Source organism: Pseudomonas oryzihabitans, from assembly GCF_032027545.1.
Taxonomy (GTDB): domain Bacteria; phylum Pseudomonadota; class Gammaproteobacteria; order Pseudomonadales; family Pseudomonadaceae; genus Chryseomonas; species Chryseomonas oryzihabitans_F.
Map to the genome: position 1 here is coordinate 201,847 of NZ_JAVSJB010000005.1, position 24,631 is coordinate 226,477.

Here is a 24,631-nt window from a genome sequence, read left to right on the forward strand (position 1 = left end):
GTTTTCGCCATCACCGACCCTTATACTGGCGGTTTTCCCGAGAGTCCCCTGACGTGAGCAACAAGAGATACGCCTGCATCGGCCTGAGCAACCCCAAGTCGCCGTCCAACGTCGGGTCCATCATGAGGGCGGCGGGTTGCTACGGGGTGGCCTCGGTGTTCTATACCGGCACCCGCTACGACCGCGCCAAGGACTTCGTCACCGACACCAAGAAGGTCCACCAGGACATCCCGCTGATCAACATCGACGACCTGCGCCGCATCCTGCCGCTGGGGTGCGTACCGGTGGCGGTGGAGCTGGTGGAGGGCGCCCGGCCGCTGCCCGAATACACCCATCCCGATCGCGCGCTCTATCTGTTCGGCGCGGAGGACGGTTCGCTGAGCCAGGAGCTGCGCGACTGGTGCGAGGACGTGGTGTACATCCCCACCCAGGGCTGCATGAATCTGGCGGCCACGGTCAACGTCGTGCTCTATGACCGCCTGGCGAAGGGCAATAACACCCGCTCCGGCCCGCTGTTCTAACGCTGTTAGCCAAACCCTTGGGTCGGCCGGCGCAAGACCGGATCGAAGGGGTTGATGCGCGCGGCGATCACCCCAGCTTCGCGGCGGAGCAGTTCGATCACCGTGGGCAGGCGCTGGGGGTTGAGGCGTTCGCTCAGGGTGCCCACGCTCAGGGCGGCCACCGCCCGGCCGTTACGGTCGAGGATGGGGACGGCGAGGCCCGCCATGCCGGCCAGCACCCCGGTGTTGCGCGCGGCATAGCCCTGCTGGCGGACGTTGTCGATCTCGGCGCGCAACAGCACCTCATCGTAATGATGGGCATCGCGCAGCCGCGGCAGGTTGTAGCGGATCACCTCGTCGCGCTCTTCCTCGGGCAGGAAGGCCAGGATCGCCAGGGCGCCCTGGCCGCCGCCCAGGGGCACGCGACCGCCGATGTCGCCGGTGAAGGTACGGATCGGATAGGGCCCCTCGCTGCGGTCCAGGCACATGGCGTCGAAGCCGCTGCGCGCCAGCAGGAACAGCGAATCGCCCAGAGAGGCCGACAGCCGCAGCAGACTCGGCCGCGCCAGGTCGCGCAGATTGCCGACCTGGCCGGCGCGGGCCGCCAGGGCGAAGAAATCCAGGCTCAGGCGGTATCTCTTGCTGCGGGCGCACTGCTCGACCATGCCCTCTTCCACCAGGCCCCGCAGCAGCCGGTGGGTGGTGGGTTGCGACAGGCCCACGCGCTCGGCCAGGCGGGTGACCTTTTCCCCTTCGGGATCACCCTCACCCAGGGCACGCACCACGGCGAACACCCGGCTGATGGCGCCGACGCCTACCTCAGCTGCCGCTGCCTTTCTTTCACTGGAATCTTCCATCTACCGCGCTCCAAAATATTTCACTGAGTGAATAAATCTTAAAAAAGAGTTCATTCAGTGAAAAACCTGCTTGTCCCGCATCCTAGGTCGCCCTTACCTTCAGGTCCATAGGGCGATACTCACAATCACCGGACGCCGCCAGTCGAGCGAGCGCCAACGTCCCAGATCCAGGCTGTCTTTCGCCCTGCCAAAACCTTGCCCACCTCTCCCGTGGGCGCGACCGGAGGAGCATTGCGGCCATGGCTTTCCTGACTCTCGACAATCTCAGCAAGCGCTACGGCGACAGCTACGCGGTGGCCGGTTCGACCCTGGCCATCGAGCGCGGCGAATTTGTCTCCCTGCTCGGCCCCTCCGGCTGCGGCAAGACCACCACCCTGCAGATGATCGCCGGCTTCGTCGACGTCAGCAGCGGGCGCATCCTGCTCGACGGCCAGGACATCACCCAGGCCAAACCGGCCAGTCGCGGCCTCGGGGTGGTCTTCCAGAGCTATGCGCTGTTTCCCCACATGACGGTGCGCGACAACGTCGCCTTCGGCCTGCGCATGCGCAAGGTGGCGGGCGCCGAACTGGCACGGCGCGTCGAGGAGGCCCTGGGCCTGGTGCACCTGGGTCAGCACGCCGAGCGCTATCCCCGCGAACTCTCCGGTGGCCAGCGCCAGCGGGTCGCCCTGGCGCGGGCGCTGGTGATAGCACCGCCGGTGCTGCTGCTGGACGAGCCGCTGTCCAACCTGGACGCCCATCTGCGCGAGGAGATGCAGTTCGAGATCCGCCGCATCCAGCGCGAGGTGGGCATCACCACCCTGATGGTGACCCACGACCAGTCCGAGGCGCTGTCCATCAGCGACCGGGTGGTGGTGATGGAGGCCGGGCGCATCACCCAGGTCGATGCGCCCTATCGGCTCTACGAACACCCGCGCAACAGATTCATCTCCGACTTCGTCGGCAAGGCCAATCTGCTGCCCGGCAGCCTGGATGCCCAGGGTCGGCCACAGATCACCGCGGGCGGCGCCCTGGCGATCTCGCTGCGGCCGGAAAAGATCGAGTTGCGCCCCGCCGGTGAGGGGCGTCTGCAAGGACGGGTGCTGACCCGCTTCTTCCTCGGCAGCCAGTGGCTGTATCGCCTGGAGACGGCGCTGGGCGAGGTGTCGGTGCTGCGCAGCAACGATGGGCTGCCGCCACTGGACGAAGGGCAGCGCGTCGGGCTGCACTGGGACGACGGTCTGCTGCGGCGACTGGAAGCCGCGGAGGCCGCAGCATGAGCACCCTGCTGCGCGGCACCGGTCGCGCCTATCTGCTCAGCGCCCCGGCCCTAGTGCTGTTCGCCGGACTACTGCTGGCGCCCCTGGCGCTGACCCTGGCGCTGTCCTTCAACGTCTTCGACTACGAAACCGGGATCAAGGAAGGCAGCTACACCCTGGCGCACTACCTGAGCCTGCTGGGTGATCCCTATTTCTACGAGATCTTCCTGCGCACCTTCTGGATCAGCGCCCTGGTCACCCTGCTCTGCGTACTGATCGGGGTGCCTGAGGCCATCGTCCTCAGTCGCATGGGCGCGCCCTGGCGCTCGATCTTCCTGATCCTGGTGCTGACGCCGCTGCTGATCTCGGTGGTGGTGCGCGCCTTTGGCTGGAGTCTGCTGCTGGGCGCCGACGGGCTGGTCAACCAGGCCATCGTGGCCCTGGGCGGCCGGCCGCTGAAGCTGCTCTACACCCCCTTCGCGGTGATCGTCGGCCTGGTCCACGTGATGCTGCCCTTCATGATCATCCCGGTCTGGACCTCGCTGCAAAAGCTCGATCCCGCCGCCGAACAGGCCGCGCTGTCCCTGGGCGCCAGTCACCTGACGGTGCTGCGGCGCATCGTGCTGCCCCAGGTGATGCCCGGGGTGCTGTCGGGAACGCTGATCGTCTTCGGCCTGGCCGCCAGCTCCTTCGCCATTCCCGGTCTGCTGGGCGGACGCCGGCTGAAGATGGTCGCCACCCTGATCTACGACCAGTACCTGGCCGAACTCAACTGGCCAATGGGCGCCACCCTGGCGGTGGCCCTGCTGCTGCTCAACCTGCTGGTGATGCTGGGCTGGAATCGCCTGGTGGAACGCCGCTACAAACGTGCCCTGGGAGTCTGACCTCATGACCCGCAACGGCCCGCTCGGGCTCGCCTTCCATACCCTGGTGATGATCTTCATGCTGGCGCCGCTGGTGGTGGTCTGCCTGGTGGCCTTCACCCCGGAAAACACCCTCAGCCTACCCACTTCCGGCTTCTCGCTGCGCTGGTTCGCTGCCGTGTTCGAGCGGGCGGATTTCCTCACCGCCTTCTACAACAGCCTGCAGCTGGCGGCGCTGTCGGCCACCCTGGCGACGCTGATCGCGGTGCCGGCGGGGCTGGCCATCACCCGCTACCGCTTTCCCGGCCAGGGCATTCTCAATGGCCTGTTCCTCTCGCCAATCATCATCCCGCACCTGGTGCTGGGCGTGGCCATGCTGCGGCTATTCGCCCTGCTGGGGGTGAATGGCAGCTTCAGCTGGCTGGTGCTGGCCCACGTGGTGGTGATCACCCCCTATGTGCTGCGCCTGGTGATCGCCGCCGCCATCGGCATCGACCGCAGCGCCGAACAGGCCGCCGAGAGCCTGGGCGCCAGTCGCACGACGCTGTTCTGCCGCATCACCCTGCCGATGATCCTGCCCGGGGTGGCCGGCGGCTGGCTGCTGGCCTTCATCAACAGCTTCGACGAGGTCACCCTGTCGATCTTCGTCACCTCTCCGGCGACCCAGACCCTGCCGGTGCGGATGTACGTCTACGCCACCGAATCCATCGATCCGATGATGGCGGCGGTGTCGGCCCTGGTGATCGCCCTGACCGCGGCCACCATGATCCTGCTCGACCGCATCTATGGCCTGGATCGCGTGCTGGTGGGCAAACAATGAACAGCCGAGACCCGTCCATGGCACTGCTCAAGCGGGTGGCCGAACGCGACCGCCCGACCCTGGCCTTCACCCTCGACGGCCAGCCGGCCGAGGGCCTGCAGGGCGACACCCTGCTCACCGCCATCCTCACCCAGAGCGATCACCTGCGCGGCAGCGACTTCGGCGGCGAACCCCGCGCCGGCTTCTGTCTGATGGGCGCCTGCCAGGACTGCTGGGTGCGCCTGGCCGACGGCCGCCGGGTGCGTGCCTGCGCCACCTTTCTCGAAGCGGGCCAGCAGGTCAGCCGCGATCCAGGGCGGCCGCTGTGAGCGCCGTCGTGGTGGTGGGTGCCGGACCGGCGGGCATTCGCGCGGCCCAGACCCTGGTCGCCCATGGCCTGGAGCCGGTGCTGCTGGACGAAAGCGCCCGCGGCGGCGGCCAGATCTATCGCCAGCAACCGGGCAATTTCCAGCGTCCGAGCAAGGCGCTGTACGGCTTCGAAGCGGGCAAGGCCCAGGCGCTGCACGGCGCTTTGACCGAGATGCAGACGACGCTGGACTATCGGCCTGACACCCTGGTGTGGAATGCCGAGCAAAGCGCCCTGGATACGCTCAGCCAGGGCCGCTATATCGATCGCCTGGCCTTCGACCAGGTGATCGTCGCCACCGGCGCCACCGACCGCATCCTGCCAGTGCCGGGTTGGACCCTGCCTGGCGTCTACAGCCTGGGCGCCGCCCAGGTAGCGCTCAAGTTCCAGGGCTGCGCCATCGGCAGCCGCCCGGTGCTGGCCGGTACCGGTCCGCTGCTCTATCTCGTCGCCTATCAATACGCCAAGGCCGGGGCCAAGCCGCTGGCGGTGCTGGACAGCGCGCCCTTCCGCGACCAGGCCGCGGCCACCCCGGCCCTGCTCGGTCAACCGGCCACCTTCGCCAAGGGCCTCTACTACCGCAGCTGGCTGGCGCTGCACGGCGTACCCGTGCACCAGGGCGCCGAACTTCTGGCCGTCGAAGGCGAACGCCGGGTGCATACCGTGCGCTGGCGCGCTGCCGATGGCGAAGAGCACCGACTGGCGTGCGACGCCCTTGGTTTCGGCCAGACACTGCGCAGCGAGACCCAGCTGGCCGATCTGCTGGGCTGTGACTTCGAATGGAATCCGCTCAATCGCGCCTGGCTGCCGGTGCGGGACAATGGCGGTCGCAGCAGCCAGCCCGGGGTCTACCTGGCTGGCGACGGTGCCGGTATCCAAGGCGCCGACGCCGCCGAACTGGCGGGCGAGCTGGCGGCCCTGAGTCTGCTGGCTGACCGAGGCGTGGCGGTGGATGCGGCGCGGGTCGAAGCCTTGCAAGCACGCCTGGCCCGCTTAGAGGTCTTTCGCCAGGGCCTGGAGCGCGCCTTCCCCTTCCCCACTGATTGGGCCGCCAAGGCGCCGGATGAGCTGATGGTCTGTCGCTGCGAACAGGTCAGCGCCGGCGAGATCCGCGCCGCCGTGGCCCAGGGCCATTGGGAGATCAACAGAGTCAAGGCCACCTGCCGGGTCGGCATGGGCCGCTGTCAGGGCCGCATATGCGGCGCGGCGGCGGCCGAGCTGATCGCCCGCGCCAGTGGTCGGCCGCTGGACCAGATCGGCCGGTTGCGCGCCCAGGCGCCGATCAAGCCGCTGCCCTTCGGCGTGGAGCTGGCGCCATGAGCCGGTTGGACGTGGATGTCCTGATCATCGGCGGCGGCATCGTCGGCAGCAGCGCGGCGCTGTTCCTGGCTCAGGGCGGCCAGCGCGTCGCCCTGCTGGAACGCAACTTCTGCGGCGCCCAGGCCAGTGGCGTCAACTATGGCGGGGTACGCCGCCAGGGACGCCCGCTGGTGCAATTGCCGCTGTCCAGTCGCGCGCACCACATCTGGGGTGGTCTGCAGGAATTGCTGGGCACCGATGGCGAGTACCTGAGATCCGGCCACCTCAAGCTGGCCCGCAGCGACACCGACTTCGCCTCCCTGCAGGCCTATGCCCAGGCCAGCCAGGGCTTCGACCTCGACCTGCAACTGCTCGACCGGAGCGAATTGCGCCGGCGCTTTCCCTGGGTCGGCGACATCGCCGTGGGCGCCTCCTTCTGCCCGGAGGACGGCCACGCCAATCCGCGGCTGGTCTCCCCGGCCTTCGCCCGAGCCGCCGCGCGCGCCGGCGCGCAGATTTTCGAGCGTACCGCCGTGACCGCCGTCGAGCACGACGGTCAGCGCTTCCAGCTCCGCACCGACAACGGCCTGACCTTGAGCGCGCCCTGGCTGCTGAATTGCGCCGGCGCCTGGGCCGCGGAGCTGGCCGCCCGCTTCGGCGAGCCGGTGCCCCTCACCGCGGCCCACCCGGCCATGCTGGTGACCGAACCGCTGCCCCTATTCATGACCGCCAGCACCGGCGTGGAAGGCGGCGGCATCTATGCCCGCCAGGTGGCGCGCGGCAATTGCGTGCTGGGCGGCGGGCGCGGTTTCGCCCTCGACGCCGACCGCGCCCGCCCCGGCCAGTTGGCCATCCTCGACATCCTCAGAAACGCCGCCGAACTCTATCCGGCCCTTGCCGGTGCCCAGGCGATCCGCACCTGGAGCGGCGTCGAGGGCTATCTGCCGGATCACCAGCCGGTGCTCGGTCCTAGCCTCACCACCCCCGGCCTGCTGCATGGCTTCGGCTTTGCCGGCGCGGGCTTCCAGATCGGGCCGGCGGCGGGTGAAGCCCTGGCCGAATGCATCCTGCACGGCGCGCCCCGGCACAGCCTGCAGGCCTTTTCCATCGCCCGTTTCCCTTCCCAGTCCAGGAGATCCCACCCATGCGCTTGACCCCTGCCCTGCTCGTGGCCCTTGCCGGCCTGCCGCTGGCCGCCCTGGCCGAACCGACGCTCTACCTCGGCATGAATGGCGGCACCATGGAGCGTCTCTATGCCGACAGCGTGCTGCCCGCCTTCGAGAAGGCGCACAACGTCAAGGTGGTGATCGTGCCCGGCACCTCGGCGGACATCCTCGCCAAGGTCCAGGCCAGTCCGCAGAAACCGCCGATCCACGTGATGTTTCTCGACGACGGCATCATGTACCGCGCCATCGGCATGAATCTGTGCAGCCCGCTCAAGCCCAGCGCGAGCCTGGCGCAGATCCCCGACAAGGCCAAGATCAAGGACCAGGCCGTCGCCGTCAGCCTGGGCGTGACCGGTCTGGCCTACAACAGCCGGCTGTTCAAGGACAAGGGCTGGGCAGCGCCGACCTCCTGGGCGGACCTCGCCGATCCCAAGTACAAGGGCAAGGTGGTGTTCCAATCGCTGTCCTCCTCGACCTTCGGCCTGCACGGCTTCCTGATGTTCAACCGCCTCAAGGGCGGCACCGAGCAGGACGTCGACCCCGGCTTCAAGGCCTGGCCCACCACCGTCGGCCCCAATGTGCTGGAGTACATCCCCAGTTCGGCCAAGCTCTCGGAGATGGTGCAGACCGACGAGGCGGCGCTGTTCCCGCTCACGCCCACCCAGGTCACCGCGCTCAAGCTCAAGGGCATCCCGGTGGAATACGCGCCGCCCAAGGAAGGCGCCGTGGTGCTCAACGTGGCCGAATGCGTGACCGCCAACAACGACCAGCCCGAGCTCGCCCAGCAACTGGCGGAATACCTGCTGACCCCCGAGGCCCAGGCGCCGGCGCTGGAACTGGGCGACCAGATCCCGTCCAATCCCAACACCCCCACCACCGACAAGACCCGCGGCCAGGTGGAGGCCATGCAGAACTACCTGAAGACCGCCGTGACCATCGACTGGGACGAGGTCAACAAGGTGCGGCCGCAGTGGAATGCGCGCTGGAACCGGCAGGTGGAGCGCTAGTCGCTCGAACAGCGCAAACGCACCGCTGGATGTCGACCCTGGACAACTCCGGTCCGGGGCGACCCCTCACCCTTGGCGGCTTCCATCACCAGGAGAGCCGCCATGGCCAACCCGCCCATCACCGTTCTGCGCGACACCCAACCCCTGCCCGTGGTCGATGCCTGCAAATGGGAGCGCATCGAAGGCGAGCCCCATACCGTCAACCTCAATGCCTACACCTCCGATGACGGCAGCAAGATCATGGGCACCTGGATCTGCACCCCCGGCAAATGGCGCGTCGACTACGTGAAGTGGGAGTACTGCCACTTCCAGGAGGGCTACTGCATCATCACCCCCGATGGCCAGGAACCCATTCACCTCAAGGCCGGCGACATCTTCGTCGTCGAACCCGGCATGAAGGGCACCTGGGAAGTGGTCGAGACGGTGCGCAAGTATTTCGTCTTCGCCTGATCTGAAAGCGATGCCTGCCGGTACTCGCCGGCGGGCTGCTCAAGGCGTGGCATCACTCGCATAGCAGGCCCAGGCCGGCCGGGTGGCCAGGCGTTCGAGATAGGCCTCGATGGCCGACGCCGCGATGCGCTCCATCGGGGTGCTGCGCCAGCGGTGCAGCGACAGGCCGAGGACGATATCGGCCAGGCTGAAGTGTTCGCCGGCCACGTAGGGGCCGTGCTGCGCCAGGTGCGCTTCCAGAATGGCGATGCGTCCGTTCCAGGCGGCGATGCCTTGCGCCAGACGCTGCGGATCGGGCTCTGGTGGCTGCTGTTTCACCAGGGCCAGATAGGCATAGCTCCAGGCCGGATTGAGTTCGCTGGCCTGCCAGTCCAGCCACTGATCGACCCGCGCCCGCGCGCGCGGTGCGGTGGGATACAGCGCCTCGCCACCGTGGGCGTTGGCCAGGTAGCGCAGGATGCTGTTGGACTCCCAGAGCACGAAGTCGCCGTCCAGCAGCACCGGGATCTGGCCATTGGGATTCCACTGCAGGTACTCCGCGGATTGCGCCGAGCGAAAGCCGGCGCCCCAATCCTCGCGCTCATAGCCCAGGCCCAGTTCGTCGAGGCACCAGAGCGCCTTGCGGACATTGATCGAAGAGACGCGACCGAGAATCTTCAGCATGCCGAGGCGACCTCCAGCGGTGGGTGGACGAGATAGGGCTCGATATTGCCAAGCGCCCGCTGCACATAGTCTTCCTTTTCCCCTACCGGCGCCACGTAGTGCAGGGCCTCAGCCGCGGCCTCGCGTCCTACCAGGCGGGCGATGGCCCAGGCGGCGAGGTAGCTGGAAGCCAGGCAGCCACCGGCCGTGGCCAGGTTGCCGCGGGCGAAGAACGGCTGCGCCAGCACCTCGATGCCAGCCTCCTGCACCCAGGGCTTGGTGGTGAGATCGGTACAGCCGGGTACCCCGTCGAGCAGGCCGAGCCGCGCCAAGAGCAGCGTGCCGGAGCACTGGGCGCCGATGAGCTGACGTTTGGGATCGAGCACTGCCAGTTGCTCCAGCAGCGTCCTGTCCTGGGCGAATTCACGGGTACGGACACCGCTGCCCACCAGCACCGCAGCGCAATCCGCCAACTGGTCGAAGCCGGCCTGGCGTTCCAGGCGTACGCCATTCATGGAGGTCACGCAGGGCGTCGGTGCCATCAGCGAGACCCGCCAGCCCGGGCGCTTGATGCGATTGAGGATGCCCAGGGCGATCAGCGAATCCAGTTCGTTGAAGCCGTCGAAGGTGAGGATGGCGAGGTGCATGGCATGGCTCCGCGACAGGAAAGCCCGGATTCTCCGCGCAGGCCCTCCCGCGGACCAGATACAGCGTGGCGTCCAGGCACCCATACAGCCTGAAGCGGCCGACAAAAACCGCTCTAGATCAGTGCATACGCGGCGAAGAAAATGGCAATAATGGCTTCTAGCCACTAAAGAAATGGCTGGGGGCGTCGATAGCCTTGGTCACCCAGCCCCGCACGGTCAAACCTTTCACGAGCGGTATCAGAGATTTCCATGGACGACGAAATCCGTTACGAGCGCCACGTCAAGAGGGTATTCCGCATACCCCTGCTGGTGCTGCAGCCGCTGCTGCTGGTGATCTGGCCGCTCAGCCTGGTGAGCAATCCCCTCATCGCCGATCCCTACCAGTTGCGCTACCTTGGGATACTGGTGCTCCTGCTGTGCTCCGTCCTCCTGCTCGCCAGAGCGCGTAGCGCGCGGCTGATGAGCCTGGCCTTCACCGGCAACATCTGGGTGATCGCCTTCGCCTTTCGCGTCCAGATCAACGATTGCGGTCCACTCGGCCACTACTGGAATCTGCCGATCGCCCTGCTCATCACCCTGGGCACCTGCGGCATGACCTATCGCATCAGCGCCTATCTCATCACCCTGGCCGGATCCTGGCTGATCCTGTTCATCGGCCTGGATCGACTGGCGCCGGCCACCATGCCTGGACAGCTGGTCGCCATCCTGGTCGGAGTGACACTGGCGATCGGTATCGCCTACAACTATGTCAACAGCCATTGGATGCGGCGCACCTTCTCCCTCAAGGAGCGCTACCGCCTGATGGCGGAAACGGACGCCCTCACGGGCATCGCCAACCGGCGCAAGTTGCTGGCGCAGCTGGAGGAAGCGGTGCGTATCAGCCGCGACTCGCCCTGCCATTTCGCCATGCTCGACATCGACAACTTCAAGGCCATCAACGACCTCTGGGGCCATCAGACCGGTGACGAAGTCCTGATCGCCCTGGCCGATGAAATCAGCCACCTCGATCCCGTGCTCAGCGTGGGCCGGCTCGGCGGCGAGGAGTTCGGCATCCTCGCCCAGGGTGTCGACCAGGCGCGACTGGACGGATTGCTGGACGAGTTGCGCACGCGCCTGGCACGCCGCCCACGACAGGCCATCACCTTCAGCGCGGGGGTGACGCAGGCGCATCCGGGCGAACCCATCACCGAGCTGATGCGCCGCTCGGACGAAGCCCTCTATCAGGCCAAGCGCCAGGGCAAGGACAGGGTCGTCTGGTCTTCCTGAGGCACCCTACTCCAGCTTCTCTACCTTCACCGGGGTGGTGCCGTCCTCGACCATGTCCACCCGCCGTGCGGCGGCACGGGAAAGGTCGATGATGCGCCCGCGGATGTAGGGCCCGCGGTCGTTGATACGTACGATGACGGCGCGATCATTCTCCAGGTTGGTCACCTTGACCTTGGTACCGAGCGGCAGGGTCTTGTGGGCGGCGACCAACTCGTTGTTGTTGAAGGTCTCGCCGCTGGCGGTTTCCTTGCCATGGAACTTGCGCGCATAGAAGGACGCCTTGCCGCGCTGTTCGAAGCTCGCTTCCTTCTTCACGGGTGCCGCGACGGTCTTGGCGTCCTTTTCCTGGCAGGCGGTGCAGGCGAGCACCAGCAGCAACATCAGATAGCGGGAACGGAGGAGCACGTTTCACCTTCCTCTTCTTCTTCGTTCTGGGGAGGCAACGCAGGGGGTCGAGCGTCTAGCTCTGAGCGGGCCAGGCGCCGAGAGGTTCGGCGGAGCTGGCCAATGGCCTTCCCATCTGTGATGCACGCCTCACGCCCAGGTCAGCGCGCTGGCAGCACGTACTTGAGGATGGCCACGAAATGCAGGGCGCTGCCGGCCATGACGAAGCCATGCCAGATGCCATGCCAGTGGCGAAAGCGGTCGTCGAAGACGAAGAACAGGATGCCGACGGTGTAGAGCACTCCGCCCGCCGCCAGCCAGGCGAAGCCGACCTCCCCCAGCTGGGCCTTGAGCGGACCGACCGCCACCAGCACGATCCAGCCCATGGTGGCGTAGATCACCAGCGACAGGACGCGCGCCTCGGAGCGCGGCTTTATCTCCTGCAGCATGCCGATCAGCGCCAGCCCCCAGACGATGCCGAACAGCGTCCAGCCCCAGGGGCCGCGCAGGGTCACCAGGCAGAACGGCGTGTAGCTGCCGGCGATCAGCAGGTAGATCGACAGGTGATCGAGCTTCTGCAGCAGGCGTTTAGCCCGCCCCTTCACGCTGTGATAGAGCGTCGAAACGCTATAGAGGATCACCAGCGCCGCCCCGTAGATGGTGACGCTGACGATGCGCCAGGGATCACCCTGCAGGCTGGCCAGTACCACCAGGGTGATGGCGCCGGCCAGGGCCAGCAGGGCGCCGATGAGATGGGTCCAGGCATTGAGCCGTTCGCCGTGGTACATGCGTCCTCCTTGGGTTGTGGATGAGAAGTCGATGAGCGAAGGTCAGGCGCGGCATGACGACCAACGGGAGCAACAGCCGAAGCCTTGCCCGCAGGGCGAGTGCCAGCGCAGCAAACGCTGAGGAAGCGTAACGGACCGCGCTCGCCTGCGAGTTTACGAGCGGTAGATGACCATTGCGACCGGGGCGCCCAGGCCGGGCTGGCGATCCGGGTGGTTTTCCAAGGAAACATCACCGCGCGTAGTCACCTCTCGTACTGAGCCTGACCGAGGGCGCAAGGGCCGACTCAGGGTCTGGCCGAGCGCTCGCGACGGGCGGTGAGGCGCTCGTAGTGGTCGAGCAGCGGTTGGATGGACACGCCATGGACCGCGATGCTCAGGGCGACCACCGACAGGGTCAGGTCGACGATGGTCCCGGCCCAGTCGGCGGTGACCTGGTGCGTGAGCGCGTAGCACAGATAATACAGGCTACCGATGCCGCGGATGCCGAACCAGCCGATCAGCGCCCCCTGATGACGATCGATACGGGTGAAGGGCAGCATGGTCGCCACCCCCAGCGGGCGGATCACCACGAACAGCAAGGCGCCCAGCAGCAGCGCGCGGCTGTCCCAGTGGGTGATGAGCACCACACCGAGCAGGGTCACCAGCAGCACCTCGAAGGAGCGCTCCACCAGGCTGCCGAAGGCGAGCATGTCGCCCATCATCACCCCGGCGGCCATCCGCGGTTCTTCGATGTCTTCCGCCTTGGCCACGGTGGCGCGCTCCGGCGACCCGGTGAGATGACCGATTACCGGTTGCGCCAGGTGCTCGGAAGGCGTTTCCGCATGGCCCGAGGTCTGGACCTCCGCCTGACGCAGGCCGAGGCCGGCGGCGAAGACCGCGAGAAAGCCGAAGGCACCGATCTCGTCGGCCAGCACATAGGACAGGGCGATCAGCGCCAGGGCGAGGAAATCGTTGGGGGAAATGGTGCTGTCGCCATGGCGGGTGCGCAGGTAGATCATCAACCGGCCTACGCCCTTGCCCATGGCATAGCCCAGCAGCAGACCCGCTGGCACGCCCCAGACCACGCTCTTCAGGAACCACTCCAGGGTCCAGCCCCACTGCAGTTCACCGTGCTGCAGGAGCAGTAGGCCGAGCAGCACGAAGGGAAAGGCAGTGCCGTCGTTGAGCCCGGCCTCGCCGGAGAGGCCGAAGCGCACCCGGTCGAAATCCTGGGCGTGGTTGACCTGCACCAGCCCGGCCAGCACCGGATCGGTAGGTGCCAGGATGGCACCGATCAACAGGGCCACGCCCCACGGCAGGCCGAGCAGGTAATGGGCGACCAGGCAAACACCGGCAATGCTGAGGACCATCACCGGTCCGGCCAGCAGATAGGCGCCATGCCAGGAGGAACGATGGAAAGACAGGCGCAGCTTGAGGCCGCTGACGAACAGCGAGAAGAGCACCGCTACCTCGGTGAGGTGGCCAATCCAGGTCGCCGAGGCCTGAAAATTGACCTCGGCCAACCCCAGGCCGATGGGGCTGATGAGCATGCCGAAGCCCAGGCAGACCACCGAGGTGGTCACCGGCAGCCAGCGCAGGTAGGCAGAGGTCAGGGCGAGGATCATCAACAGCGATCCCAAGACCCCAACCCAGACGAGAAAAGTCATGAGAGCGCGTGATCCAGAACGAAAGACGAAGAGCGAGTGACGAACGCCACTCTCATGATGGAGACTGCGGCAATGCCGCCGCGGTGCCCCCGGTCTGCCGAATGGTGCGCCCGGCAGTGACCCCGGAGCCCCGGCTGGGGTCCCATGCCCTATAGCTCCCCAGGAAAGCCTTCTCACGCATGAGCGATCACCGCCTCCGCAAGCAACGCCGTCTCGACCGTCTGCAGCGTTTCCTCGACTGGGCCAGCCGTACCCATCCGGCGTTCGTCGCCAAGCAACAGCACCAGGAACAGTGGATCAAGCCCTATGCGGGCTATCCCCTGCCGCACCTTGGGCGGATCGCCAAGGCCTTCTGGCTGGGCCTCGACGAGCCCGCCGCGGTAGCTGCCGGCAGCGCGCCCGATCCGGACAGCCTGCTCGGCCAAGCCCTGCTCGGCGCCGGCAAGACCTTCGGCTATGCAGTGGACGTCTTCGGCGGCACCAAGCTCTTCACCGGCGGCGCGGCGAGTGAATTGCTCGAGCCTCATTGGGCATTGGGGCTGGCCGACAGCGACTCGCCCACCGCCTTCGAGACAGCGGTCCAGCAGCGCCTGGGCGAAGCCGTGCGCGAACGCCTCAAGGTATTGCAGCAGCCCTTCGCCGAGATGGTGGACGAGGATCGCCAGCGCGTGCTGGAACGGGTGCCCCAGGCGCTGATCCGGCTGGACGACTTCCTGTCGCGGGTGACGGACGTCCTCAACGAAACCTGCCACGAGCTGAGATTCAGCGTGGTGCTGGTTCACGACGACATTCGCCTGGAGATTCCCCGGCGCCTGGCGGCGAACCAGGGGCGTTTGCTCAGCGAGGCCGATGTGGTGGCGCTCAAGGCCGACGCGGAGCAGGAGCTACGCGCCCGCTTCACCGTGCTGGTGGGCGAAGCCGATGCCCTGGACTTCGACCTGCACCAGCTGGGCACACCCCGCCTGCAGGAGTTGTTGCGCCTTGAGACCGACAAATTGCGCCGCGCGCTACGCCAGGCGGTGGAGCAGCAGCGCGAGAAGATGGCCTTCGCCGTACTTCTGGAACACAACCCGCGCTTCGGCCAGTATCACCAGAACTATCCGGCCCGGCGCCTCACCCGTACCTGGACCGCCCTGCTCGGCCCGACCAACAGCGGCAAGACCCACAGGTCCATCGAGGCCATGGCGGCGGTCACCCATGCCATCTACCTGTCGCCCTTGCGGCTGATGGCACTGGAAAACCAGGAGCGCCTGGAATCCCTCGGGGTGCCCTGCTCCCTGGTCACCGGCGAGGAAGAGATCATCCGCCCTGGCGCCACCCACTTCTGCTGCACCGTGGAGGAGTTCGCCCGCTTCCGACGCCAGCAGTGGGAGGTGGTGGTGGTCGACGAGGTACAGATGCTGGCCGATCCGCAACGCGGCTGGGCCTGGGTCGACGCCCTGGTCAGCGCCCAGACCAAGCGCCTGCTGATGACCGGCCCGGCGTTGATCGAACCCTCGCTGCGCACCCTCTGCGCACTGTGCGAGGACCGCCTGGAAATCAGGCCCACCAAGCGCCTGTCGCCGGTGACGGTGGCTCGCCATGCCACCACCCTGGAGCGACTGGAGCCGGGCTCGCTGCTGGTGGCCTTCAGCCGCCGCGTGGTGCTGGAACTCAAGGGCATGCTGGAAATGGCCGGGCGCCGGGTGTCGGTGGTCTACGGTGCCCTTTCGCCGGAGGTCCGCCGCGAACAGGCCCGGCGCTTCCGCGAAGGCGAGACCGAGATCATGGTCGCCACCGATGCCGTGGGCATGGGCCTCAACCTGCCCGCCCATACCCTGTGCTTCTACACCGACGAGAAATTCGACGGGGTAGAGAACCGACCGCTGCGGGTGCAGGAGGTCAAGCAGATCGGCGGCCGCGCCGGCCGCTTCGGCCACCATGCCGAGGGCGAGATCACCGCCCTGGCGCCTCATGTGCTGCGCAACATCAAGCGGCTGTTCCATAGCCCGGACGATCCGGTGGACCTGCACCAGTTCCAGGTGCGGCCGAGCCTGGAACACCTGCGCGCCCTCTCGGACTTCATGCAGGAGCCCAGCCTGCTGCGCAGCTGGCTGACCTTCAACCGCAACATCAACTACGGCGATGCCTTCGTCTCGGTGCTGCCGGACGAGTTGGCGGAATGGATCAAACTGATCGACCTGCCCGGTATCGACTTCCAACTGCGCTGGATCTTCGCCTGCACGCCGATCCGTGGCGGCCTGGAAGGCCCGGCCAGCGGACAGGCGCAACGCTGGCTGCGCAGCGTCGCCCGCGGCGAACCGGTGGACCTGCCGCGCATTCCCCTGGGCACCGATCTCGCCGGCCTGGAAAGCGCCCTGCACGTGGTGGAGACCTACCTGCACCTGGCGCGCAGCCTGCCCGAGCTGTTTCCGGCTCTGGCCCGCGGTGAAGAGCATCGCAGCCTGCTCAACGAAGCCATCACCCGCGAGTTGTCACGCCGGCGGCGGCCACGTAGCCAGGAGCAAGGCCAGGGCAAAGGCAAGGGCGAACGCCGCCAGGGACGGAGCGAACGCCGCGGCGGACGCTTCGGCCGCTAGCCCGCGCGGTCAAGCCGCCCCAGGCACCGCGGTAACCGTAGGAGCGGCCCATGGCCGCGATCAGCCACGTAGCCTGGATAACGGCGAAGCCTTATCCACCGGTCGAGGCAGTCGGCCAGTGGAAAACGCTGCGCGGCTTTCCACGCTACGGTGAGCGCAGGCATCGCGGTCAAACCGCCACAGGCACCGCGGTAACCGTAGGAGCGGCCCATGGCCGCGATCAGCCGCGTAGCCTGGATAACGGCGAAGCCTTATCCACCGGTCGGGGCAGCCGGCCAGTGGAAAACGCTGCTCGGTTTTCCACGCTACGGTGATTGCAGGCATCGCGGTCAAGCCGCCGCAGGCACCGCGCTAACCGTAGGAGCGGCCCATGGCCGCGATCAGCCGCGTGGCCTGGATAACGGCGAAGCCTTCCACCGGTCGAAGCAGCCGGCCAGTGGAAAACGCTGCGCGGTTTTCCACGCTACGGTGAGCGCAGGCATCGCGGTCAAGCCGCCCCAGGCACCGCGGTAACCGTAGGAGCGGCCCATGGTCGCGATCAGCCGCGTGGCCTGGATAACGGCGAAGCCTTATCCACCGGTCGAGGCAGCCGGCCAGTGTAAAACGCTGCGCGGTTTTCCACGCTACGGTGAGGCGGCAGGCTGGTCCACCAAGGCGTCAACCCCTGCCGCTCCTACAGGGACTTCGCCAGCGGCACCCGCGCCTTGAAGCTCCAGGTGAAGAAGAATTCCGCCACCTGCTCGCCGCTTTCGTCGGTGCCGACACTGCGCAGCTCGACCTGCTGGGGCTCGCCGGTCTCCCGGGCCAGCACCAGGGCGGCGGCGATGGCCTCGCCCTGGTCGCAACGAAAGACGATGGTGCCTACCGCCTTCTTGGTGAAGCTCGCGCTCAGGGCCACCACCAGCATGGCGTAGCGCTGGCCGGAGCGACGGATGTGCCAGTCGGCGAGGATGCCGGTGGAGAATTCAGCCGCCATGCCTTCCACCGCCCAGAACATGCTCTTGAAGGGATTCTGGTTCAGCCAGCCATGGGTGACCTGCATCTGGCAGCCGGAGGCGTCCAGCTGACGCAGGCGCAGGCCGGCGAGCTTGGCGATGGGCACCTTGGTCCAGACGAAGAGATTGAACAGCAGTCGATTCATGGCGAGCGCTTCCGGCAGCCTGGCTGAGGCGCCAGGTGTACCGCAGCTTAGCGCGTCATTCCGGGCCACTCCATGGCTCGGGGAGGCGGCTGGGCAGACAGTTCGCGACCCCTGGGTCGCGCGACCGTCGGCGTCTCGACGATGCCGAGACGCCGACTGGATCAGAGCGGATTGGCGTTGAGCTGCTCGGCGTAGCGACGGGTCATGAAGATCGCGAACAGCAGGCCGGCCACTGCCAGGCTGCCGCCGACGAGGCCGATGTAAGGCATGCCGACATGGGTGCCCACCACGCTGCCCAGCAGGGCGCCACCGCCGATGCCGACGTTGTAGATGCCGGAGAACAGCGCCATGGCCACGTCAGTGGCGTCCTTCGCCAGCGCCAGCACCTTGGCCTGCAGCGCCAGGCCGAAGCTCATGATGGCGATGCCCCAGACCACGCTCAGGCCTTCGAGCAGGTAGCCCTTCCAGGCGAACGGCAGCAGCAGGAGCAGGGAGAGGGCGATACCGCCGATGGCCACGACCAGGAAGCCGTTGGGGAATCTCAGGCTGTAGCGGCTGAACAGCAGCGAGCCGATGACGCCAGAGCCGCCGAACAGCAGCAGCAGCGCGGTGATCATCATGCCGCTCATGCCCGCCACTTCCACGGCGAAAGGCTCGATGTAGCTGTAGCCGGTGAAGTGGGCGGTCACCACCAGCACCGTGAGCAGGTAGATGCACAACAGGGCCGGCCGCTTGAACAGCACCGGCAGGCTGGCCAGGGAGCCGGAGTTCTCGCTGGGCAACAGCGGCAGATTGCGCGCCAGCCAGAGCACCGTGCCCACGGCTACCGCGGCGATGGCGAGGAAGGTGTAGCGCCAGCCGAGCAATTCGCCGAGCACCCGGCCCAGCGGGATGCCCAGCACCATGGCCAGGCAGGTGCCGGTGGCCAGCAGGCCGAGGGCCTGGGTCTGCTTGCCGGGCGGGGCGATGCGCACGGCCAGCGAGGCGGTGATCGACCAGAACACCGCATGGGCGAAGGCGATGCCGACGCGACTGGCCACCAGCACCTCGAAGCTCCAGGCCACCCCCGACAGCCCATGGCAGGCGATGAACACCACGAAGACGAACACCAGCAGGCGCCGGCGCTCGATGGCGCGGGTAGCGAGCATCATCGGCAAGGACATCAGGGCGACCACCCAGGCATAGATGGTCAGCATCAGCCCGACCTGCGCCGGACGCATGTCGAAGCTGCGGCCGATGTCGCTGAGCAGCGCCACCGGGACGAATTCCGTGGTGTTGAAGATGAAGGCGGCCAGGGCCAGGGCGATGACGCCCGACCAGCTGGGTTTCCGGGCTTCGGCGGTAGCATCCATGGAAGGTCTTCTACTCCAGAGCGGGATGGATGGGCAGCGACTCCGCGGCGCGCAGTCGACGACGAAAACCCACGAGCAAAGACTTGGCCCGCCTGCGACGAGAAGGTCGCGAGCGAGAAGGCTGCCGTAGGTCTGGATTGGTATTGGATGTAGTAAAAATTCTACGCTGCCGATTCGGACCACCACAACCGCCGCGCGGTGCCCCACAGGCGGTCAGGATTTCGCAATCGTCAGTCAAGCTGCTGACTAGCCACGCTTTTTCGGTCAGCCAAAGGCCATGCCAAACTCTTTGAGCTGCGACAAAACATCGCGAAACCTTTTAGCCGTCACAGGCTCGCACAGGAGAGAGCATAGCGGTTGACCTTGCCCCAGGGGCAAGCTCTAGGTTCTGTACGAAAAGTCGCCGAGCGACGGTCAGGCGAGGCGAAAAAGGCTGAGGAAGCGGAGTTTACGAGCGGTAAATGAGCATTCCGAAGCCTTTTTCAGCGAAGCATCACCGAGCGCAGGCACTTTTCGTATAGAGCCTAGCCTCGATATCGTCAGCTTAGTCCAGGAGCCTCCCCCCATGCGTATCGCCCTCTCCACCACCCTGCTCGCCCTTACCCTGCTGGCGAGCGGTGTCGCCAACGCTGCCGAAGACACTCACCAAGCCCATCAGGACATGCAAAAGAGCATGGACGCCATGCACCAGGGCATGGCGGAAGGCCTCAAGGCCAAGGATCCGGATCTGGGCTTCGCCAAGGGCATGCTGGCCCACCACGAAGGCGCCATCGACATGGCCCGCTACGAGCTCGAGCATGGCAAGGACCCGGAGATGCGCAAGCTGGCCGAGAACATCATCCAGGCCCAGCAGAAAGAGATCGATCAGCTCAAGCGCTGGATCAAGGCCCACGGCAAGTAGTGGCCGAGGGTGAGCGGGACTGGCACAGTGCAAGGCCAGTCCTGTCGCAGAACTCGTCATCATGCTGATCGACCATCTGGATCATCTCGTCCTGACCACCGTGGACCTCGCCGCCTGCGAGGACTTCTACACCCGGGTGCTGGGCATGCGCCTGGAAGAGTTCGGCGCCGGACGCAAGGCACTGAGGTACGGCAACCAGAAGATCAATCTGCACGAGCGAGGCCGGGAATTCGAACCCAAGGCGCACCTGCCGGTGCCGGGCGCCCTCGACCTTTGTTTCATCGCATCCCAGCCCCTGGAGGCGGTGATCGCCCATCTCCAGCGTGAAGGCTGGCCGATCGTAGAGGGGCCGGTGGACCGTACCGGTGCCACGGGGCCGATCCGCTCGGTCTATGTGCGGGATCCGGATCTGAACCTGATCGAGATAGCCGAGTACCGATCCTGATTCCCTATGGCCTGTTTGGGGCTAGCGCGGCCGGCCGAACACCTGGGTCCAGTAGAGGCTATGGGTGCTGCGCGGATTCAGGGCATAGGCCGCGCCCATCTCGGTGAACTCCGGATTCATCAGGTTGGCACAGTGACCGGGGCTGGCCAACCAGCCTTGCATGGCCTGGCTGACCGAGCCCGCACCCGCGGCGATGTTCTCGCCGATACCCGTCCAGCCGTAACCCTGCTTGGCCACCCGCTCGGCCACGCTGCCGCCACCTGGGGCGCTATGGGCGAAGTAATTGCGGCTGGCCATGTCCTGGCTGTGGGCCAGGGCAGCGTTTGCCAGGGCTAGATTCCAGCGCAGCGGCGCGGTGGCAGCAAAGCGGCGGGTACCGCAGGTGCGTCCCTGGGCGCGGGCGCGATTGACCTCGGCCAGCACGGCCTTGCCCGCCGTCTGCCAGTCGCCCAGGCCGGCGCTCACCACCGGCCGCGCCAGCACCAGTTGCCAACGTGGCCCCTGCTGGGTCACGCCGATCTGGGCGTAGTCGGCGCCGGCCAACGGGCGGCAATACTGCTGGCGCAAGCCGGCCATGGCCGCCTGGGCGGTGGGCGCACCTGCCAGCAGGATCACCTGTACGGCGGCAGCCTGGTAGCCCGCGGCGCGCAGGTCGCCCTGCAGGCGATCCCTACCCGTCAGGCGAACGGCTGCCAGGCGGTTATCAGCGGCCAGCGGTGCGGCGGCGCGCGTACCGGGACAGCCCTGGGGCGCGGCGCGATAGGCATTGATCAGCTCGAGCAGGCGCGCCTCTTCGGGCGTGGCCGCCAGGGCGGCATCGGCCAGCAGGCCAGTGGTGAGCAGCAGGGAAACCGCGAGGAGACGAGACATGCACGAGCCGATCCGGGAACAGGGAAGCGCTATGTACCCGGCCTGATCCCGAGGCGCAAGCCAGACATCTCGCCAACCGAGGAACGGACGGCAGTTTGCTTGCCCGGGGGATTGGGGTAGGCTCGCCGGTCAATTCAACAGGAGTCATCCCATGGCCAAAGCCTCTGCCCGCCACATCCTGGTTTCCAGCGAAGCCAAGTGCAACGAACTCAAAGCCGCCATCGAAGGGGGCGCCGACTTCGCCCAGGTGGCCAAGGACAACTCCAGCTGCCCCTCCAGCCGCCAGGGCGGTGACCTGGGTACCTTCCGCCCGGGCCAGATGGTCAAGGAATTCGACACCGTGGTGTTCAGCGCCCCGCTGCACCAGGTCCAGGGTCCGGTGAAGACCCAATTCGGTTACCACCTGGTGGAAGTCACCAGCCGCGAGGATTGATCCCGCGGGCGCTCCCGCCCCGTGCGGGAGCGTCGTCACTGTCCTGCTCCGCATTCCCGGCTATCCTGCAGCCTCCCCCCTGCCCTCGCGAGGATAGCGCCATGTCCCTTCCCCTCGAACGTCACGGCCAGTGCCTGTGCGGCTCCGTTCATCTCGCTTGCCGCCTCGATAGCCTTGAGGTATCGGCCTGCCATTGCCAGACCTGTCGCCGTTGGGGCGGTGGTCCGCTGCTTGCGGTGGAATGTGCCCAGCCGCCGGTGATCGGCGGCGGCGATGCCCTGGGTATCCACGCCTCGTCGGACTGGGCGGAGCGCGGCTTCTGCATCCACTGCGGGACCCATCTGTTCTACCGGCTCAAGGCCGAGCCGCATTACGCCATTCCGGTGGGCCTGCTCGACGGCGGGGACTGGAGCCTGGCCAGCGAGGTCTTCATCGAAGAGAAGCCGGCCTGGTACTGCTTCGCCAACCAGACCCGTCAACTGACCGGCGCGGAACTGTTCGCCGCGCATGGTCAGTCCGACGACGCCTAGTGTGGTGTTTCAGAAGTTCGCGCAAGAATTGGCGAGTGATTGTTTGGCGGTTCGGCGTTCCGACTGGACCAGGCGCCGCGACAAGTCATAGCAGGGCTATGGCGAGGAGTGGCAACGCCGCCCAGACGGTCCGCCGCTGCGGCCGAAAAAGCGCCGCCAAAATTGTGTAGTTAACTTCTGCAACACCACACTCGTCCTCGGTGGGGTACCGAACATCCTTTTCCACGTGAATCCCCTCGCCGGCAGCATCCGCTGTCACCACCGTTCGTCGGCACCGACCGGCCAGTCGCCTGACTCGCGCGGCTGGCGATAGCGACCTGGGCGCAGCACCGGCGGCGCGGGAAACACCCCTCCTCTGACCGCAGGGTCACGGCCAACGCCGTGGCTTGCGGCCGTCTTTTGCCCGGCGCCGCGACCGAAGAGTCAGCAATAGACGCCCAAAACCCACTCTCCGTGCGGCCTACGACTTTTGTAGTGACTATACGAAAGCACTACAAAACACCATTGACGCCCCCTCGATCTCCTGCAAATCTTTAGCTGCACCAGACGTGAACCCCCTATCCATACGGGTCTCGCCTGGGCTCCGGGTGACCCTCGGGCCGTCTTGCGTAGTGATTTCAAAAATTCACTACAAGAGAAGACGACTGGAACGCCGCGCTGCTCGAGGCAGCGTCGCCAGAGGTGACGTCCGGATCCATGCAGGCACGCACGGCGACATGACTCGACAGCTGGGCCCACCGCTCGCCTTCGCGACTGGCACCCCGGTGGCAACCGCCACCTCGTTGCCAGGCGTTGGGAAAAGACTGGTACCCAAGCCAACCTCATCGAGAAGGATCGACTCATGTCCGCTTACCAGAACGACGTTCAGGCCATCGCCGCCCTCAAGACCACCCCCGGCAATCACTGGAGCGCCATCAATCCGGAATACGCCGCCCGGATGCGCTTGCAGAATCGCTTCAAGACCGGTCTCGACATCGCCCGCCACTGCGCGGCCATCATGCGCCGGGACATGGCCGCCTACGACGCCGATAGCAGCGCCTACACCCAGTCGCTGGGCTGCTGGCACGGCTTCATCGGCCAGCAGAAGCTGATCGCCATCAAGAAGCACCTGGGCAGCACCCAGGGCCGCTACCTCTACCTGTCCGGCTGGATGATCGCCGCACTGCGTTCGGAATTCGGCCCGCTGCCCGATCAGTCCATGCACGAGAAGACCAGCGTGCCGGCGCTGATCGAAGAGCTCTACACCTTCCTGCGCCAGGCCGACGCCCGCGAACTGGCCATGCTGTTCCGCGAGCTGGACGCCGCCCGTGCCGCCGACGAGAACGCCAAGGCCGCCGCCCTCCAGGCCAGGATCGATAATTACGAGACCCACGTGGTACCGATCATCGCCGACATCGACGCCGGTTTCGGCAACGCCGAGGCCACCTACCTGCTGGCCAAGAAGATGATCGAAGCCGGAGCCTGCTGCATCCAGCTGGAAAACCAGGTCTCCGACGAGAAGCAGTGCGGCCACCAGGACGGCAAGGTCACGGTGCCCCACGAGGACTTCCTGGCCAAGATCAATGCCGTGCGCTACGCCTTCCTCGAGCTGGGCGTGGACGAGGGCGTCATCGTCGCCCGTACCGACTCCCTGGGCGCCGGCCTGACCAAGCAGATCGCCGTGAGCAAGCAGCCGGGCGACCTGGGCGACCAGTACAACGGCTTCCTCGATTGCGACGAGGTGGACGCCAGCCAACTGGGCAACGGCGATGTCCTGATCAGCCGCGGCGGCAAGCTGCTGCGGCCCAAACGCCTGCCCAGCGGCCTGTTCCAGTTCCGCGCCGGCAGCGGCGTGGACCGGGTGGTACTGGACTGCATCACCTCGCTGCAGAACGGCGCCGACCTGCTGTGGATCGAGACCGAGAAGCCCCACGTCGGCCAGATCAAGGCCATGGTCGACCGCATCCGCGAAGTCGTGCCCAACGCCAAGCTGGTCTACAACAACAGCCCCTCCTTCAACTGGACCCTGAGTTTCCGCCAGCAGGTGTTCGACGCCCTGCAGGCCGAGGGCAAGGACGTCTCCGCCTACGACCGCGCCAAGCTGATGAGCGTGGACTACGACGACACCGAACTGGGTCGCCTGGCCGACGCACGCATCCAGAGCTTCCAGCGCGATGCAGCACGAGAGGCGGGCATCTTCCATCACCTGATCACCCTGCCCACCTACCACACCGCAGCCCTGTCCACCGACAACCTAGCCAAGGGCTACTTCGCCGAGGAAGGCATGCTGGCCTACGTCAAGGGCGTGCAGCGCCAGGAGATCCGCCAGGGCATCGCCTGCGTCAAGCACCAGAACATGGCCGGCTCGGACCTGGGCGACGACCACAAGGAATACTTTGCCGGGGAAGCCGCGCTCAAGGCGGCGGGCAAGGACAACACCATGAACCAGTTCCATTGATCACGGCCACTGTGGAGGACACGC

26 protein-coding genes are annotated in these 24,631 nt (G+C 66.6%); 17 read left to right on the forward strand and 9 right to left on the reverse strand.

What is annotated here, in order from left to right; all coding sequences use genetic code 11:
• Window positions 1-53 precede the first annotated feature (53 nt).
• Window positions 54-521 (forward strand): RNA methyltransferase, encoded by a 468-nt coding sequence (locus RND78_RS10450; RefSeq protein WP_184286285.1) that lies wholly within the window; start codon window positions 54-56, stop codon window positions 519-521.
• Between the two features lie 5 nt (window positions 522-526).
• Here RND78_RS10450 and RND78_RS10455 read toward each other — a convergent pair whose 3' ends face one another.
• Entirely contained in the window at window positions 527-1,357 is an 831-nt protein-coding gene (locus tag RND78_RS10455; protein ID WP_312728478.1) for an IclR family transcriptional regulator, read from the reverse strand.
• 239 nt (window positions 1,358-1,596) lie between these two features.
• Here RND78_RS10455 and RND78_RS10460 point away from each other — a divergent pair, with 239 nt between their 5' ends.
• The 8 genes from RND78_RS10460 to RND78_RS10495 all read left to right on the forward strand — a co-directional run bounded on the left by RND78_RS10460 (window position 1,597) and on the right by RND78_RS10495 (window position 8,546).
• On the forward strand, window positions 1,597-2,616 hold the full coding sequence (locus tag RND78_RS10460) for an ABC transporter ATP-binding protein (protein ID WP_312728482.1): 1,020 nt from the start codon (window positions 1,597-1,599) through the stop codon (window positions 2,614-2,616).
• Complete coding sequence (locus tag RND78_RS10465; protein ID WP_160923395.1) at window positions 2,613-3,479, forward strand: ABC transporter permease; 867 nt, start codon at window positions 2,613-2,615, stop codon at window positions 3,477-3,479. Before RND78_RS10460 ends, RND78_RS10465 begins: the two co-directional genes overlap by 4 nt.
• 4 nt (window positions 3,480-3,483) lie before the next feature.
• On the forward strand, window positions 3,484-4,278 hold the full coding sequence (locus RND78_RS10470; RefSeq protein ID WP_312728485.1) for an ABC transporter permease: 795 nt from the start codon (window positions 3,484-3,486) through the stop codon (window positions 4,276-4,278).
• 17 nt (window positions 4,279-4,295) lie between these two features.
• On the forward strand, window positions 4,296-4,586 hold the full coding sequence (locus RND78_RS10475; protein WP_007160508.1) for a (2Fe-2S)-binding protein: 291 nt from the start codon (window positions 4,296-4,298) through the stop codon (window positions 4,584-4,586).
• Entirely contained in the window at window positions 4,583-5,944 is a 1,362-nt protein-coding gene (locus RND78_RS10480) for an FAD/NAD(P)-binding oxidoreductase (protein ID WP_312728487.1), read from the forward strand. The genes RND78_RS10475 and RND78_RS10480 overlap by 4 nt, the downstream gene beginning before the upstream one ends.
• Window positions 5,941-7,077, forward strand: coding sequence for an FAD-binding oxidoreductase (locus tag RND78_RS10485; protein ID WP_312728489.1), 1,137 nt, complete (start codon window positions 5,941-5,943; stop codon window positions 7,075-7,077). Before RND78_RS10480 ends, RND78_RS10485 begins: the two co-directional genes overlap by 4 nt.
• Window positions 7,068-8,096 (forward strand): ABC transporter substrate-binding protein, encoded by a 1,029-nt coding sequence (locus RND78_RS10490; protein ID WP_312728490.1) that lies wholly within the window; start codon window positions 7,068-7,070, stop codon window positions 8,094-8,096. The genes RND78_RS10485 and RND78_RS10490 overlap by 10 nt, the downstream gene beginning before the upstream one ends.
• Window positions 8,097-8,198: 102 nt before the next feature.
• Entirely contained in the window at window positions 8,199-8,546 is a 348-nt protein-coding gene (locus RND78_RS10495) for a cupin domain-containing protein (RefSeq protein ID WP_007160512.1), read from the forward strand.
• A gap of 39 nt (window positions 8,547-8,585) precedes the next feature.
• On the opposite strand, the gene RND78_RS10500 is transcribed toward RND78_RS10495, so the two are convergent.
• Window positions 8,586-9,209 carry a glutathione S-transferase family protein gene (locus tag RND78_RS10500; protein ID WP_312728492.1) on the reverse strand — a complete coding sequence of 208 codons (624 nt, stop codon included), beginning with the start codon at window positions 9,207-9,209 and terminating at the stop codon, window positions 8,586-8,588.
• Window positions 9,203-9,835, reverse strand: a complete 633-nt coding sequence (locus tag RND78_RS10505) for a DJ-1/PfpI family protein (protein WP_312728493.1) — start codon at window positions 9,833-9,835, stop codon at window positions 9,203-9,205. Before RND78_RS10505 ends, RND78_RS10500 begins: the two co-directional genes overlap by 7 nt.
• A 249-nt stretch (window positions 9,836-10,084) precedes the next feature.
• Here RND78_RS10505 and RND78_RS10510 point away from each other — a divergent pair, with 249 nt between their 5' ends.
• Window positions 10,085-11,101 carry a GGDEF domain-containing protein gene (locus RND78_RS10510; RefSeq protein WP_312728494.1) on the forward strand — a complete coding sequence of 339 codons (1,017 nt, stop codon included), beginning with the start codon at window positions 10,085-10,087 and terminating at the stop codon, window positions 11,099-11,101.
• Between the two features lie 6 nt (window positions 11,102-11,107).
• On the opposite strand, the gene RND78_RS10515 is transcribed toward RND78_RS10510, so the two are convergent.
• The 3 genes from RND78_RS10515 to RND78_RS10525 all read right to left on the reverse strand — a co-directional run bounded on the left by RND78_RS10515 (window position 11,108) and on the right by RND78_RS10525 (window position 13,919).
• Complete coding sequence (locus tag RND78_RS10515) at window positions 11,108-11,482, reverse strand: septal ring lytic transglycosylase RlpA family protein (RefSeq protein ID WP_409457041.1); 375 nt, start codon at window positions 11,480-11,482, stop codon at window positions 11,108-11,110.
• A gap of 164 nt (window positions 11,483-11,646) precedes the next feature.
• Window positions 11,647-12,273, reverse strand: a complete 627-nt coding sequence (gene trhA / locus RND78_RS10520) for a PAQR family membrane homeostasis protein TrhA (RefSeq protein ID WP_312728496.1) — start codon at window positions 12,271-12,273, stop codon at window positions 11,647-11,649.
• A 284-nt stretch (window positions 12,274-12,557) separates the two neighbouring features.
• Window positions 12,558-13,919 carry a cation:proton antiporter gene (locus RND78_RS10525; RefSeq protein WP_312728498.1) on the reverse strand — a complete coding sequence of 454 codons (1,362 nt, stop codon included), beginning with the start codon at window positions 13,917-13,919 and terminating at the stop codon, window positions 12,558-12,560.
• A gap of 179 nt (window positions 13,920-14,098) precedes the next feature.
• On the opposite strand from RND78_RS10525, the gene RND78_RS10530 reads away from it, so the two are divergent.
• Together RND78_RS10530 and RND78_RS10535 are read left to right on the forward strand one after the other, a co-directional pair.
• Window positions 14,099-16,498, forward strand: coding sequence for a DEAD/DEAH box helicase (locus tag RND78_RS10530; protein ID WP_312728499.1), 2,400 nt, complete (start codon window positions 14,099-14,101; stop codon window positions 16,496-16,498).
• Between the two features lie 210 nt (window positions 16,499-16,708).
• Entirely contained in the window at window positions 16,709-17,011 is a 303-nt protein-coding gene (locus RND78_RS10535) for a hypothetical protein (RefSeq protein ID WP_312728500.1), read from the forward strand.
• A gap of 160 nt (window positions 17,012-17,171) precedes the next feature.
• Here RND78_RS10535 and RND78_RS10540 read toward each other — a convergent pair whose 3' ends face one another.
• Both RND78_RS10540 and RND78_RS10545 read right to left on the reverse strand, forming a co-directional pair.
• A complete protein-coding gene (locus tag RND78_RS10540) occupies window positions 17,172-17,639 on the reverse strand; it encodes a DUF4442 domain-containing protein (RefSeq protein ID WP_312728501.1) in 468 nt (155 codons plus the stop codon).
• Between the two features lie 161 nt (window positions 17,640-17,800).
• Complete coding sequence (locus RND78_RS10545) at window positions 17,801-18,991, reverse strand: sugar transporter (protein ID WP_312728502.1); 1,191 nt, start codon at window positions 18,989-18,991, stop codon at window positions 17,801-17,803.
• Window positions 18,992-19,556: 565 nt separating this feature from the next.
• On the opposite strand from RND78_RS10545, the gene RND78_RS10550 reads away from it, so the two are divergent.
• Both RND78_RS10550 and RND78_RS10555 read left to right on the forward strand, forming a co-directional pair.
• Window positions 19,557-19,892 carry a DUF305 domain-containing protein gene (locus tag RND78_RS10550; protein WP_312728504.1) on the forward strand — a complete coding sequence of 112 codons (336 nt, stop codon included), beginning with the start codon at window positions 19,557-19,559 and terminating at the stop codon, window positions 19,890-19,892.
• A gap of 64 nt (window positions 19,893-19,956) precedes the next feature.
• Window positions 19,957-20,337: a VOC family protein gene (locus RND78_RS10555; protein WP_312728851.1), complete on the forward strand. Its 381-nt coding sequence runs from the start codon at window positions 19,957-19,959 to the stop codon at window positions 20,335-20,337.
• A gap of 21 nt (window positions 20,338-20,358) precedes the next feature.
• On the opposite strand, the gene RND78_RS10560 is transcribed toward RND78_RS10555, so the two are convergent.
• Window positions 20,359-21,207, reverse strand: a complete 849-nt coding sequence (locus tag RND78_RS10560; protein ID WP_312728506.1) for a CAP domain-containing protein — start codon at window positions 21,205-21,207, stop codon at window positions 20,359-20,361.
• Window positions 21,208-21,358: 151 nt separating this feature from the next.
• Between RND78_RS10560 and RND78_RS10565 the strand changes: the two genes are divergently transcribed.
• The 3 genes from RND78_RS10565 (at window position 21,359) to RND78_RS10575 (ending at window position 24,607) form a co-directional block, all read left to right on the forward strand.
• Complete coding sequence (locus tag RND78_RS10565; RefSeq protein WP_007160531.1) at window positions 21,359-21,640, forward strand: peptidylprolyl isomerase; 282 nt, start codon at window positions 21,359-21,361, stop codon at window positions 21,638-21,640.
• Window positions 21,641-21,741: 101 nt separating this feature from the next.
• Window positions 21,742-22,170, forward strand: a complete 429-nt coding sequence (locus RND78_RS10570) for a GFA family protein (RefSeq protein WP_312728507.1) — start codon at window positions 21,742-21,744, stop codon at window positions 22,168-22,170.
• An 841-nt stretch (window positions 22,171-23,011) separates the two neighbouring features.
• Window positions 23,012-24,607: an isocitrate lyase gene (locus RND78_RS10575; RefSeq protein WP_312728508.1), complete on the forward strand. Its 1,596-nt coding sequence runs from the start codon at window positions 23,012-23,014 to the stop codon at window positions 24,605-24,607.
• Window positions 24,608-24,631: the final 24 nt, after the last annotated feature.

Excerpts from the sequence above, each read along its gene's own strand:
- RND78_RS10485 (WP_312728489.1), top strand. The coding sequence starts at position 5,941 with ATGAGCCGGTTGGACGTGGATGTCCTGATCATCGGCGGCGGCATCGTC.
- RND78_RS10560 (WP_312728506.1), bottom strand. The coding sequence starts at position 21,207 with ATGTCTCGTCTCCTCGCGGTTTCCCTGCTGCTCACCACTGGCCTGCTG.
- trhA (WP_312728496.1), bottom strand. The coding sequence starts at position 12,273 with ATGTACCACGGCGAACGGCTCAATGCCTGGACCCATCTCATCGGCGCC.
- RND78_RS10505 (WP_312728493.1), bottom strand. The coding sequence starts at position 9,835 with ATGCACCTCGCCATCCTCACCTTCGACGGCTTCAACGAACTGGATTCG.
- RND78_RS10490 (WP_312728490.1), top strand. The coding sequence starts at position 7,068 with ATGCGCTTGACCCCTGCCCTGCTCGTGGCCCTTGCCGGCCTGCCGCTG.
- RND78_RS10510 (WP_312728494.1), top strand. The coding sequence starts at position 10,085 with ATGGACGACGAAATCCGTTACGAGCGCCACGTCAAGAGGGTATTCCGC.
- RND78_RS10460 (WP_312728482.1), top strand. The coding sequence starts at position 1,597 with ATGGCTTTCCTGACTCTCGACAATCTCAGCAAGCGCTACGGCGACAGC.
- RND78_RS10535 (WP_312728500.1), top strand. The coding sequence starts at position 16,709 with ATGGCCGCGATCAGCCGCGTAGCCTGGATAACGGCGAAGCCTTATCCA.
- RND78_RS10455 (WP_312728478.1), bottom strand. The coding sequence starts at position 1,357 with ATGGAAGATTCCAGTGAAAGAAAGGCAGCGGCAGCTGAGGTAGGCGTC.
- RND78_RS10525 (WP_312728498.1), bottom strand. The coding sequence starts at position 13,919 with ATGACTTTTCTCGTCTGGGTTGGGGTCTTGGGATCGCTGTTGATGATC.
- RND78_RS10565 (WP_007160531.1), top strand. The coding sequence starts at position 21,359 with ATGGCCAAAGCCTCTGCCCGCCACATCCTGGTTTCCAGCGAAGCCAAG.
- RND78_RS10470 (WP_312728485.1), top strand. The coding sequence starts at position 3,484 with ATGACCCGCAACGGCCCGCTCGGGCTCGCCTTCCATACCCTGGTGATG.
- RND78_RS10575 (WP_312728508.1), top strand. The coding sequence starts at position 23,012 with ATGTCCGCTTACCAGAACGACGTTCAGGCCATCGCCGCCCTCAAGACC.
- RND78_RS10475 (WP_007160508.1), top strand. The coding sequence starts at position 4,296 with ATGGCACTGCTCAAGCGGGTGGCCGAACGCGACCGCCCGACCCTGGCC.
- RND78_RS10550 (WP_312728504.1), top strand. The coding sequence starts at position 19,557 with ATGCGTATCGCCCTCTCCACCACCCTGCTCGCCCTTACCCTGCTGGCG.
- RND78_RS10465 (WP_160923395.1), top strand. The coding sequence starts at position 2,613 with ATGAGCACCCTGCTGCGCGGCACCGGTCGCGCCTATCTGCTCAGCGCC.
- RND78_RS10500 (WP_312728492.1), bottom strand. The coding sequence starts at position 9,209 with ATGCTGAAGATTCTCGGTCGCGTCTCTTCGATCAATGTCCGCAAGGCG.
- RND78_RS10530 (WP_312728499.1), top strand. The coding sequence starts at position 14,099 with ATGAGCGATCACCGCCTCCGCAAGCAACGCCGTCTCGACCGTCTGCAG.
- RND78_RS10545 (WP_312728502.1), bottom strand. The coding sequence starts at position 18,991 with ATGGATGCTACCGCCGAAGCCCGGAAACCCAGCTGGTCGGGCGTCATC.
- RND78_RS10495 (WP_007160512.1), top strand. The coding sequence starts at position 8,199 with ATGGCCAACCCGCCCATCACCGTTCTGCGCGACACCCAACCCCTGCCC.
- RND78_RS10570 (WP_312728507.1), top strand. The coding sequence starts at position 21,742 with ATGTCCCTTCCCCTCGAACGTCACGGCCAGTGCCTGTGCGGCTCCGTT.
- RND78_RS10515 (WP_409457041.1), bottom strand. The coding sequence starts at position 11,482 with ATGTTGCTGCTGGTGCTCGCCTGCACCGCCTGCCAGGAAAAGGACGCC.
- RND78_RS10540 (WP_312728501.1), bottom strand. The coding sequence starts at position 17,639 with ATGAATCGACTGCTGTTCAATCTCTTCGTCTGGACCAAGGTGCCCATC.